The sequence below is a fragment of the Streptomyces poonensis genome (genome assembly GCF_014650915.1).
GTDB classification, from domain to species: Bacteria; Actinomycetota; Actinomycetes; order Streptomycetales; family Streptomycetaceae; genus Streptomyces; species Streptomyces poonensis.
Map to the genome: position 1 here is coordinate 463677 of NZ_BMVW01000002.1, position 12390 is coordinate 476066.

General features: G+C 71.1%; 7 protein-coding genes and 1 pseudogene. 4 read left to right on the forward strand and 4 right to left on the reverse strand.

The annotated features are described in order from the left end of the window. Nucleotides 1-1849: pseudogene (locus IE242_RS08980) on the reverse strand (GAF and ANTAR domain-containing protein); the annotation flags it as partial. A gap of 82 nt (nucleotides 1850-1931) precedes the next feature. Beyond that, a complete protein-coding gene (locus IE242_RS08985) occupies nucleotides 1932-6212 on the reverse strand; it encodes a HAMP domain-containing protein (protein WP_229858529.1) in 4281 nt (1426 codons plus the stop codon). 446 nt (nucleotides 6213-6658) lie between these two features. On the opposite strand from IE242_RS08985, the gene IE242_RS08990 reads away from it, so the two are divergent. Continuing rightward, nucleotides 6659-7477, forward strand: coding sequence for an SAM-dependent methyltransferase (locus IE242_RS08990; protein WP_189857129.1), 819 nt, complete (start codon nucleotides 6659-6661; stop codon nucleotides 7475-7477). A 63-nt stretch (nucleotides 7478-7540) separates the two neighbouring features. Here the strand turns inward: IE242_RS08990 and IE242_RS08995 are convergent, their stop codons facing one another. After that, complete coding sequence (locus IE242_RS08995; RefSeq protein WP_189857131.1) at nucleotides 7541-8458, reverse strand: helix-turn-helix domain-containing protein; 918 nt, start codon at nucleotides 8456-8458, stop codon at nucleotides 7541-7543. Nucleotides 8459-8689: 231 nt separating this feature from the next. Beyond that, nucleotides 8690-8920, reverse strand: coding sequence for a DUF397 domain-containing protein (locus tag IE242_RS09000; protein WP_189857585.1), 231 nt, complete (start codon nucleotides 8918-8920; stop codon nucleotides 8690-8692). Nucleotides 8921-9089: 169 nt separating this feature from the next. Here IE242_RS09000 and IE242_RS09005 point away from each other — a divergent pair, with 169 nt between their 5' ends. The 3 genes from IE242_RS09005 (at nucleotide 9090) to IE242_RS09015 (ending at nucleotide 12270) form a co-directional block, all read left to right on the forward strand. Beyond that, nucleotides 9090-9635 (forward strand): ATP-binding protein, encoded by a 546-nt coding sequence (locus IE242_RS09005; RefSeq protein ID WP_229858671.1) that lies wholly within the window; start codon nucleotides 9090-9092, stop codon nucleotides 9633-9635. A gap of 109 nt (nucleotides 9636-9744) precedes the next feature. After that, complete coding sequence (locus tag IE242_RS09010; protein ID WP_229858533.1) at nucleotides 9745-10218, forward strand: hypothetical protein; 474 nt, start codon at nucleotides 9745-9747, stop codon at nucleotides 10216-10218. Between the two features lie 591 nt (nucleotides 10219-10809). Then, nucleotides 10810-12270: an aminotransferase class I/II-fold pyridoxal phosphate-dependent enzyme gene (locus IE242_RS09015; protein ID WP_189857133.1), complete on the forward strand. Its 1461-nt coding sequence runs from the start codon at nucleotides 10810-10812 to the stop codon at nucleotides 12268-12270. Nucleotides 12271-12390: the final 120 nt, after the last annotated feature.

Consider the following 12390-nt stretch of genomic DNA (forward strand, 5'->3'; position numbering starts at 1 on the left):
ACGGCATGATGGCCTGCTGGAGTTGCAGGGCGAGCCGGTTGCGCTCCGCGGACTGCTGCTCGGTCTGGGCGAGCTGGTCGCGGGTGGCGGCGAGCGCCACCTCGGTCCAGTGCTGGGCCGACACGTCCTGGTACGCGCCGCGCACGGCGAGCAGGGTGTCGTCGATGTCCACGACGGGCTCCGCGACCACCCTGATGTGCCGGGTCACACCGTCCGGGCGGCGCAGTCGGAAGGCGGCCGACGCGGGCTTGCGGTGGTGCAGGACGGTGCGCAGGAAGCGGCCGATGGCGACCGCGTCGTCCGGGTGGGTGTGGTCGCGCAGCTGCTCGATGGGAACGGGACCCGCCGTCTCCTCCCTGCCGTAGAGGGCGAAGAGCTGGCTGTTCCAGGTGATCTCGTCCGTGACGAAGTTCTCCTCGAAGCCGCCGATGCGGCCGAGGCGCTGCGCGTGTTCGAGGAGGTTGGCCAGCCGTGCCACCTCGTCCTCTATCCGCCAGATCAGCAGCACGCTGTCGCCGTGCCGGAGGATGCTGACCTCGGCGACGGACGACAGCGGCACCTGGTCCACCAGCGCGGTGAGCGTCATCCGCCCGGCCCGGAACGGCTCGCCCGTCGCGTAGACCCGCTCCACGTGCTGGAACAGATCGCTCTGGCCGGCCGCCATCGGGTACGCCTCCAGCAGCAGCGCGCCGCTGACGGCGCCGCGGGGGCGGCCGGCGGGGTCACGGAAGCTGTGGTTGACGTGGTGGATGCGGAAGTCGGCGAGCTGTCCCGCGGCGTCCAGCTGCGGTACGAGCACCAGTGCGGGGTCGTACAGCCCGTCGGCCAGCTCCACCAGTTCCGACAGGCCGGACCGGGGAGCGGAGCCGTCGTACGGGCGCGTCACGGCGCTGGAGTGGATCTCCAGGGTGTGCGCGCACAGCTCCGCGAGGGCGTCGATCTGCCGGACCACGGCGGGCGGCTGGGCGGGCAGGGGGGACGGCCAGCAGATCTCCAGCACTCCGTGGATGCGCCCGCCGACCCCGGCGGGCACCGCCACCCTGCCTCCCTCGGGCTGGTGGGTGCGGCCGATCGACGGCAGTCCGCGGGCGGCCAGGGACTCGATCCACTCCGCACCGCGCTCGGCCAGCGCGCAGCGGGCGACGGTCGCGACGCCCGGCGGGACGTACCGCCAGCGGGTCGCCTCCCCGGGCGGGAAGCCGGCGCTGCCCGCCAGGGTCAGGGAGCCGTCGGTGCCGGCGACCCAGATCGCGACGCCGCTCGCGCCGAGCGGCTTCAGGGCGTGCTCCAGCAGGGAGTCGGCCACGGCCTGCGGGTCCTCGGCGGCGAGCGCGCTGCTCTCCGCCGTACGCAGCCGTACGGCCGCGGCGGCGGCCTCCGCCGCGCCGGCCCGGACGTCGCCGCCGACCGCCGTCGCGAAGTCGACGGCGGCCTCGGTCACGCGGTCGCGGGCGGCCTGGTTGACGATGTCGGCCGCCAGTTCCAGCGGGGTCACGCCCGCCTGCCCGGCCAGCGCGCCGAGCTGCCGGGCGGCCTCCGCGGGGCCGCAGCTCAGACGTTCGACCAGCACGCCCTTGGCGAGTTCGAGCAGGGCGCGCCCGTCGGCCGCTGCGTGCGCCGCCTGCACCTCGGCGCGCAGCCGCTCCACCGTCGCGGCCAGCCTCCCGACCGGGGTGGTCGCCGAGGCACCGCCCCGGCCCTCGGCCGGCACACCGCCGGTCGCGGGGTCGGCCGCGGGACCGGCGCCGGACGGCGCGGAGTCGCCCGGTGGCGGCGTGTCCGCCGCGGCACGGTGCCGCCGCGGGGCGTCGTCCGGAACCGGGTCACCGGGCAGATCATGGGTGCTCACGTGGACGCATGCTCCTTCTGACACGCACGACGTGCGCGGGACGGGAGGGTGCCTTCGAGGGACGGTGCCGCCGGTGTCACCGTCACGGCGACAGCCAGCGCCGTACGCAGGCGATGAGGTCGCCCGCGTCCACGGGCTTGGTCACATAGTCGCTCGAACCGGACGCCAGGCTCTTCTCCCGGTCGCCGGGCATGGCCTTGGCCGTGACCGCGATGATGGGCAGGTCCCGGTACCGCGGCATGCGTCTGATCTCGGCGGTGGCCGCGTACCCGTCCATCTCCGGCATCATCACGTCCATCAGCACCAGGGCGATGTCGGGGTGCTCCGTGAGGACCTCGATGCTCTTCCGCCCGTTCTCCGCGTGCAGTACGCGCAGGCCGTGCATCTCGAGGATGCCGCTGAGCGCGAACAGGTTGCGGGCGTCGTCGTCCACGACGAGGACGGTCCGCCCGGCCAGGGCGCCGTCGACCTCGGGCGCCGCGCTCACGCTCTCCTCCAGCCGTACGAGCGGGACCACGTCGCCAGGCTGTTCGGCCGAGAGATGCAGGGCGATACGTTCCCGCAGCTCGTCCAGGCTCGACAGCATCTCCAGCGGCCGGTTGTCGGCCCGGGCCCGCAGCTCGTCCTCCTGGGCGGCGGGCAGCCGGTGGTTGTTGTGGACGAGGACCGGCACGGTGGCCAGCGCGGCGTCGCCGTCCACGGCCTCCAGCAGCCGCATGCCCTCGCCGTCGGGCAGGTCCAGGCTGAGGACGACGCAGTGGCACGGGCGGGCGGCGAGGGCGGAGGCGGCCTCCTGGGCGCTCATGGCGGTGATGATCTCCACGGCGTCCCCCGGGTCCCGCATGGCCCGGCTGCGGTCCAGGTCGGCGACGGCGCTCTCGGCGACCACGGAGAGCAGTCCGCGTACCCGTTCCTCGACGACCAGGAGCCGTCGCGGGTGCGTCTGCGGCGGCGCGGGAGCGGGCTCCGGCCGGTCGCCCGCGGGCAGCTGCGCCGGCGCGCCGCCCTCGCGCACCTCGGCCGCCTGCTGCGGAGCCGTCTCGAGTTCCTCGAAGTCGGTGCGGGACACGGGCAGATACAGGGTGAACGTGCTGCCCTGTCCCGGAGTGCTGTCCACGGTGACCGCGCCGCCCAGCAGATGGGCGATCTCACGGGTGATGGACAGCCCGAGGCCCGTGCCGCCGTACTTGCGGCTGGTGGTGCCGTCCGCCTGCTGGAAGGCGCCGAAGATCGTCTCCAGCTGTTGCTCGGGGATGCCGATGCCGGTGTCCTTGACCCGGAACGCCACCACGGGGCCCCCGCGGAGCACGTGGCTCGGCACCTCGCTGTCGGCGGCGGGCTCGATGCGCAGCTCCACTCCGCCCCGCTCGGTGAACTTCACGGCGTTGGAGAGCAGGTTGCGCAGCACCTGCCGCAGCCGCGCGTCGTCGGTGACCAGGTCGGCCGGCGCGCCCGCGGCGGTGGTGACGGTGAAGGACAGGCTCTTCTGCGTGGTCATCGGCCGGAACGTCGCCTCGACGTAGTCGAGCAGGCGGCGCAGCGGCACGCGTTCGGGGGCGACGTCCATCTTCCCCGCCTCGACCTTCGACAGGTCGAGGATGTCGTTGATGAGCTGGAGCAGGTCGGAGCCCGCGGAGTGGATGATGCCCGCGTACTCCACCTGCTTGGGCGTGAGGTTGCGGGAAGGGTTCTGCGCGAGCAACTGGGCCAGGATGAGAAGGCTGTTGAGCGGGGTGCGCAGCTCGTGGCTCATGTTGGCCAGGAACTCCGACTTGTACTTGGAGGCCAGCGACAGCTGCTGGGCGCGGTCCTCCAGTTCCTGGCGGGCCTGCTCGATCTCCAGGTTCTTCGCCTCGATGTCCCGGTTCTGGGTGGCCAGCAGGGTGGCCTTCTCCTCCAGTTCGGCGTTGGACTGCTGCAGTTCCTCCTGGCGGGCCTGCAACTCCTCGGAGCGCACCCGCAGTTCACCGGCGAGGCGCTGGGACTCGCCGAGCAGTTCGTCGGTACGGGCGTTGGCGAGGATGGTGTTGACGTTGACGCCGATGGTCTCCGTCAGCTGGCCCAGGAAGTCCTGGTGGATCTGCTTGAACCGGGAGACCGAGGCCAGTTCGATCACGCCGAGGACATGCCCCTCGACGGTGATCGGCAGGACGACGAGCGCGGTCGGCGCCGCCTGGCCGAGCCCGGAGGAGATGGTGACGTACCCCTCGGGCAACTCGTCGACGGTGATGGTACGGCGGCTGCGCGCGGCCTGGCCGACCAGGGTGTGCCCGAGCGGGATGCGCTGTCCCTCCCGGTCGTCGGCGGGACGGCCGTACGAGCCGATGAGCCGGAGGTGGACGCCGTCCGCGCTCTCCTCCGCCAGGTAGAACGCGCCGTACTGGGCGGCCACCAGCGGTGTCAGCTCGTCCATGATGAGTTCGGCGACGACGTCCAGGTCGCGGTGGCCCTGCATCAGCGAGGAGATCCGGGCCAGGTTGGACTTCAGCCAGTCCTGCTCCTGGTTGGCCCGGGTGGTCTCGCGCAGGGACTCCACCATCGCGTTGATGTTGTCCTTGAGCTCGGCGACCTCGCCGGAGGCGTCCACGTTGATGGACCGGGTGAGGTCGCCCTCCGCGACGGCGCTGGTCACCTCGGCGATCGCACGGACCTGACGGGTCAGGTTGCCGGCGAGCTCGTTGACGTTCTCGGTGAGTCGCTTCCAGGTGCCGGAGACGCCCTCGACCTCGGCCTGGCCGCCGAGCCGCCCCTCGCTGCCCACCTCGCGGGCGACGCGCGTGACCTCGGCGGCGAACGAGGACAGCTGGTCGACCATGGTGTTGATGGTGGTCTTGAGCTCGAGGATCTCGCCCCGGGCGTCCACGTCGATCTTCTTCGACAGGTCACCGTTGGCGACGGCCGTGGTGACCAGGGCGATGTTGCGGACCTGACCCGTGAGGTTGTTCGCCATGGAGTTGACGTTGTCGGTGAGGTCCTTCCAGGTGCCGGCCACGTGCGGCACGTGCGCCTGGCCGCCGAGCCGGCCCTCGGTGCCCACCTCGCGGGCGACGCGGGTGACCTCGTCGGCGAAGGCGGACAGGGTGTCGACCATGGTGTTGATCGTCCCGGCCAGGGCCGCGACCTCGCCCTTGGCCTCCACGGTGATCTTCTGGGAGAGGTCGCCGCGGGCCACGGCGGTGGCGACCTGGGCGATGGAGCGCACCTGCCCGGTCAGATTGGACGCCATCAGGTTGACGTTGTCGGTGAGGTTCTTCCAGGTGCCCGACACCCCGCGCACGGTGGCCTGGCCGCCGAGGTTGCCCTCGGTGCCGACCTCGCGGGAGACACGGGTGACCTCGTCGGCGAAGGACGACAGCTGGTCGACCATCGTGTTGATGGTCTCCTTCAGTTCCAGGATCTCGCCCCGGGCGTCCACACGGATCTTCTGCGACAGATCGCCCTGGGCCACGGCCGTGGTCACCTCGGCGATGGCGCGGACCTGGGCGGTCAGGTTGTCGGCCATGACGTTGACGGACTCGGTCAGCGCCTTCCAGGTGCCCGAGACGCCCTTGACGTCGGCCTGGCCGCCGAGCCGCCCGTCGGTGCCCACCTCACGGGCCACCCGTGTGACCTCGTCCGCGAACGCCGACAGCTGGTCCACCATCGTGTTGATGGTGTTCTTCAGCTCCAGGATCTCGCCCCGGGCATCGACGGTGATCTTCTGCGAGAGGTCACCCTTGGCCACCGCCGTGGCCACCTGGGCGATGGAGCGGACCTGTGCGGTGAGGTTGCCCGCCATGAAGTTCACGGAGTCGGTCAGGTCGCGCCAGGTGCCCCGTACGCCCTTGACGTCGGCCTGGCCGCCGAGCCGCCCGTCGGTACCCACCTCACGGGCCACGCGCGTGACCTCGTCCGCGAACGCCGACAGCTGGTCCACCATCGTGTTGATGGTGTTCTTCAGCTCCAGGATCTCGCCCCGGGCGTCCACGTCGATCTTCTGCGAGAGGTCACCCTTGGCCACCGCCGTGGCCACCTGGGCGATATCGCGGACCTGGGTCGTCAGATTGCCCGCCATGGCGTTGACGGAGTCGGTCAGATCGGCCCAGCTGCCGGAGACGCCCGGCACCTTCGCCTGGCCGCCGAGGGTGCCCTCGGTACCGACCTCGCGCGCCACCCGGGTCACCTCGGAGGTGAACAGGGACAGCTGGTCGACCATGCCGTTGAACACGGAGGCGATCTCGCCGAGCAGCCCGCCGGCCTCTTCCGGCAGCCTGGTCCCGAAGTCGCCGTCCCGCACCGCCGTCAGCCCGGCCAGCAGCTGCCGCAGCTCCGGTTCACCGGGCTCGGTGCCCGGCTCCTGGATCGCCATACCCGCCTCGTCCATGGTCTCCCTCTCCCCCGGACAGCCCCATCGGCGCCCGCCCGGCTCCGACGCGGAACCACCGGCCCGCGGTCGTGCCCCCTCATCATCCGACATCCACGAACGGTCCTCGCCTGCTGCCCTCCATAACCGCCGATCCGATCCCCGACAAAATACGTCGGCCATCCACGATCAGCGGCAGACTCGCGCAAGAATGATCACCTCACGACCAAGAAATGCGAAAGCGGCCTCCGGCTCACCAATCATCCAGTCGGCACGGCATTCGACCGGTACGGCTCCCGGCCGGCGCCGACCGGCCCGCCGCCGCAGCACGTGCGGCGTGTGTGAAGCGCCGCCGCACAATTCCGGCCACAACCTTTGATCCAGGACTGGCATACGTAAAAGTCGAATCTCTAAGATGAGTTTTCCTGGTGCGCCAGTCAGGGGCGCGCACATCTCTTGGGGGGCCGATGCAGTCCGGGAAGCAGTTGTCCACCTCCATCGACGCCGATGTGCCCACAGCGGCCCGCATGTACGACTACTACCTGGGCGGCAAGGACAACTACGCGGCCGACCGCGCGGCGTGCGAGGAGCTGGACAAGGTGGTCCCCAGCACCCGCGCCCTGGCGCTGAACAACCGGCGCTTCCTGCAGCGGGTGGTCAGAACGCTGGCGGCCGACTACGGCATCCGGCAGTTCCTCGACCACGGCTCCGGCCTGCCCACCCAGGACAATGTGCACCAGGTGGCACAGGGCGTCGATCCCTCCTCACGCGTGGTGTACGTCGACAACGACCCGATGGTCCTGGTGCACGGCCGGGCCCTGCTCGACCAGAACGAGCAGACCGCCGTCATCCAGGCGGACATGCGGGACACCGACGGCATCTTCTCCCACCCCGACACCCGGCGCCTGATCGACTTGTCGCAGCCGGTCGCCGCGCTGTTCGTGTCGGTCATGCACTGCCTCCCCGACAGCGAGACCGACGGGCCCGAGGCACTGGCACGCCGCGTGGCCGAGCGGCTGGCGCCCGGCAGTTTCATGGTGATGTGCCAGCTGGTCAGCGAGGACCCCGAGGTGCGCGACTTCGTCACCGGCTTCATGGACCGTACGACCCAGGGGCACTGGGGCCGGGTCCGCCAGGAGAAGGATGTGGCGCGGCTCTTCGCGGGGATGGAGATCCTGGAGCCGGGCCTGGTGGAGGTGTCCTCCTGGCGGCCGGACTCCGAGGTGGCGCCTCGTCAGCTCACGCAGGAGTGGATCGAGTTCGGCGGAGTGGGCCGCCTCCGGTAGGAGGCACGGAACCGCGACGCGACGCACCGCTTCGTGTATCCGGACCGGCGCGGCGCCCGCCCCTCAGGCGGGGTAGCGCCGGTCCAGCGTGTCCCGCAGCAGCGCCAGGGACTCGCGAGGACTCAGGGCGTCGTCGGCCAGCCGGTCGAGGGCGAGCCGGTACTCCTCCGTCTCGTCGCGGTCCTCGAGGAAGTTGGCGCTCTTGATGTGCTCGAGATAGACGATGTCGGGCAGATCGAGACCGCCGAAGCGCAGATACGTGATGGGGATGGCCGGCGCCGAGGCGTTCGTCACGTCCAGGGGGACGATCTGTACGGTCACATGACTGAGCTGGGCCATCGCGACGAGGTGCTCGAGCTGCTCGCGCATCACCTCACGGCTGCCGAGCACCCGGAGGAGAACCGATTCGTCGACGACTGCCCAGAACTGGGGGGCGTCCGAGCGATGCAGCAACTGCCCGCGGCGTCTGCGCAGTTCGACCCGGCGTTCCACCTCCGAGGCCGGTGCCGTCGGCAGCCCGCGCTCGACCACGGCACGGGTGTAGGCGGAGGTCTGCAGCAGCCCGGGGACGTACTGGATCTCGAAGGTACGGATGGTGGCGGCCGCCTCCTGCAGCCCGACCAGCCGGTCGAACCACTCGGGCATCAGCCGCTTGTCGTAACGCTGCCACCAGCCGGGCTCACCGGCCCGCCGCAGCAGCTTCAACAGGACGGAGGCCTCGTGCTCGTCGGCACCGTAGAAGTCCAGCAGCGCCCGGACGTCGCTCTCGGCGGGCGGGCGGCGGCCCTTGCCCGCCTCGATGCGCGACAGCTTCGCCGGGCTGAAACCGAGCGCCCGCGCCGCCTGGTCCTGGGAGTGGCCGGCGTCTTCGCGCATGCCCGCCAACTGCACGCCCACCAGCATCTTCAGCAGGGTGGGAGCGGGTTCGGGCCGGTGCAGATACGGTTCGAGACGGGAGAGGCGATGCGGCGCTGCGGACATCCTGGCTCCCAGTTCGCGCGGCAAAAAACAGAGCCAGATTATCGCACTTGACCGAACGCACCGCAGGGCTCGCACAAGTGACCCGCGCTACAGACGTGTTCGCGCGTCACGCGCACAGGCGTGGGCGCGCAACGCGCGCGGGGGCGCGAGCGCGCGTCAGGCGCGCAGGCATACGCACGCGTGCGCAGACGCAGGCAGACATACGCAGATGTACGGGAACGCACGCAGGCGTCACACCAGGTGATCGAACTCCCCGTCCTTGGCGCCGGCCAGGAACGCGGCCATCTCGGTCGGCGTGTAGACCAGGGCGGGACCGTCGGGATGACGGGAGTTGCGCACGGCGATGCTCCCGTCGGCCAGGGGCGCGACCTCGACGCAGTTGCCCTCCGCGTTGCTGTACCGGCTCTTCATCCAGTGGGCGCGCAGAGAGCTCGCCTGTATGCCGTTGGGCGCTGATGGCAGCACCGATCCTCCTCGTTCACGTCCCGCCCCCGTGCCACCTCATCACCTGGCGCAATTTCTCGTGCAATTGCACGCCGGTGTTGTCAGCGTGAATAATAGCCGTGGCGTCAACCGCGTCAGCGGCGCCGCGTCCTGACGTCACATCAGGGAGACGGCCGTGTCCTCACACGTGATCCGAGCGCAGCACACCGCATCCGAGACCGCGTCGCACCCAGACCTCGAAGGGGCGGTCGGCACCGTACGGCCGACGGGCTCCACAGAAGCCGAAAAAACGTATCGTCAGCAGAGTGCGCCAGGCCTTTCGGCCGTCCCCGTCGCGTTCCCCGTCAGCGGCGGTCCGCAGTGCTTCGCCCGGGCCCGGGACTTCACCCGGGAGACACTGCGCCGGTGGTCGCTGGACCACTGCTGCGACGACACGGTCACCGTCGTGACGGAACTGACCGCCAACGCCGTCACCCATGCCCTGCCGTACGCCCCCGTCGGCACCGACGGGATCTGGCTGGGCCTCGCCGTCGGGCCGGGACACGTGCTGTGTGCCGTCGCCGACCCGGTCGACCGCCCACCGGTCGTCAGACACTCCGGAGACGACGTCCTGGAGGAACACGGCCGGGGCCTGCATCTGATCGACGCCCTGTCCCGGCGCTGGGGCTGGACCCGCAACTCCCCCACCGGCAAGACCGTCTGGGCCCTGCTTCCCGCCCCGCGCCGCGGCTGAGCACCCGGAGCCGGAACCCGAGCAGACCGCCGCCGTACCTCCCCTGCACACAGCACGACTGGACGCATCCGTAACCGGAGCACGACCCGACACCGCCGCAGGAGCAGACATGGCCATACCTCTGACGACCCTGGACGACGTGCCCTGGCATGAGATCAAGGACTCCAGCGGATCCGCCGCGGCCATCCCGGATCTGCTGACCGCCCTCGCCTCCGACGACCTGGCCACGGCGCAGGAAGCGCTCCGTCGACTGCGGGAACGTATCTGCCAGTACGGTTTCGTGGTGGAGCAGGCCACGGCCGCCACCGTGCCCTTTCTGTGGGAACTCGCCCTGCGGCCCGGGGTCACCTGCCGCCCGCAGATCCTTCAGCTGCTGTCCGGCATCGTCTCCGCGCGGCAGTGGGAGAGCATGGCCGCCGCCTATCCCAAGCTGCTCCACTACACCGACGACTACGTGGGGTGGGAACGCGAGGCCCGTGCCGCCGTACGGGCCCGTCGCCATGTCCTGCCCCGTCTGCTCGACGCTCCGGACCCCGAGCTGGTCCGGGCGGCGCAGGAGCTGGCCGCGGCGATCGCGACGTGAGCCCTCCGGGCCGTTCCTGTGCTGGTGGCTGAGCCCCGGGCCACTGCGGCCGGGGCTCAGCCGGTGGGGTGCGGTCGGCAGGGACGCGGCCGGCCGAGGACGCACGGCCAGGGCGCCAGGGGTGGCACCGCTGCGTCGCGGGAACGGCGGAAGCCTGGGAGGGGTCGGCTGAGGCGGTGAGGGGCCGGTTGGGGCGGGAAGGGCCGGGATGCCCGGGCGGGTCTGAGGGACTGGGGAGTCGGAGGCCTGGGCCGGAGACCACGGGCCGGAGAGCGGGAGGCCGAAGTCCGGGTCCGGGCACCGAACACCGGGGTCGGTCATAGCCGGACACGGCGCAGCACCTCACCCGGAACGCCCGACACCACAGACAACCCGGCACCCGGGACAGCCCGGCACCCGGAGCAGACCGAGCCCCGGACGAGTCGGAGGCCGACAGGCGCAGGCCCGAGGTGGGTGAGGGGGCCGGAGGAGGGGTGGAGGAGCGGGTCGGGCGGGGGATCGCGGGGGCGGGGCCGAAGATCGCGTGTTTCGGGTACACGGGGAGCGGACGGGCGTCGATCGCCCGGATCCGATCGTGCGAGGAGGTCGACCATGGATCACTCACGTGTCCCGGTTCTCGAGGCGCTGCAAGAGTTCAGGCGGCGCGGGGACGTGGCGTACGGCCCTCCGGGGCACAAGCAGGGCAGGGGTGCCGATCCACGGGTGGTCGAGATCCTGGGCGAGGGAGTGTTCCGCTCCGACGTGCTGTCCCTCAACGGCCTCGACGACCGCCGCCAGTCCCAGGGGATCATCTCGCAGGCCCAGGAGCTGATGGCGGACGCGGTCGGCGCCGATCAGGCCTTCTTCTCCACGTGCGGCAGCTCACTGTCCGTGAAGACGGCGATGGTCTCCGTGGCCGGTCCCGGCGAGAAGCTGCTCGTCTCGCGCAACGCGCACAAGGCGGTGGTGTCCGCGCTCGTCGTCAACGGTGTCGAGCCGGTCTGGGTCCATCCCGAGTTCGACGCGGAACGGCACCTGGCCCATCCTCCGGAGCCCGACGACGTGCGCCGCGCCCTGGAGGCCAACCCGGACGCGAAGGGCATGCTGCTGATCACGCCCACGGACTGGGGTTCCTGCGCGGACATCCGGGGTGTGGCCGCGGTGTGCCACGAACGCGACGTACCGCTGATCGTCGACGAGGCCTGGGGCGCCCACCTGCCCTTCCACGACGGCCTGCCCTCCTGGGGCATGGACGCCGACGCCGACCTGGTGGTCACCAGCGTGCACAAGATGGGCGGTGCGATCGAGCAGAGCTCGGTGTTCCATCTGAAGGGCGACCGCGTGTCGCCGGACGTGCTGAAGCAGCGCGAGGACCTGCTGGGCACCACCAGCGCCTCCACCCTGGTGTACGCCACGCTCGACGGCTGGCGCCGGCAGATGGTGGAGCAGGGGCACGACCTGCTGGAGGGAGCGTTGCGCCGCGCCGAGCGCATCCGGGCGGCGATCGGCGAGATGCCCGGCCTCCGGCCGATGGGCGACGAGATCGTACGTGAGGGACTCGCGGCGGAGTTCGATCCGCTGAAGATCACCGTCGATGTGCGGGAGCTGGGCATCAGCGGGATGCAGGCGACCGAGTGGCTGCGCGCCGAGTGCCACGTCGACATGGGCGCCTCGGACACCTGCCGGATCAGCGCGAGCATCACCCATGCCGACGACGACGACACCGAGGAGCGGCTGTGCGCCGCGCTGCGCAGCCTGACCGAGCGGGCCGGGTCCATCGAGCGGCAGCCCCGGGTACGGCTGCCGGAGCCCGGCGCACTGGAACTGGAGCAGGCCGTACTGCCCCGGGACGCCTTCTTCGCGGAGGCGGAGCGGGTACCGGCGGACAAGGCCGCGGGCCGGGTCGCGGCGGAGATGATCACTCCGTATCCGCCCGGCGTCCCCGTCATCGCCCCCGGGGAGGTCATCACCCGGGAGATCATCGACTATCTGCGCAGCGGGCTCGCCGCCGGCATGCTCATCCCGGACGCCGCCGACTCCTCGCTGGACACGTTCAGGGTCATGGCGAAGTGAGGGTGTGACCGGACTGCGGGCGCGGTGCCGGGCTCCGACGGGTCCCGGCACGTGCGCCCGCATCTGTACGACGAGTACGACGACGTACGACCACATCCACCACATCGTGGCGACGGTTCC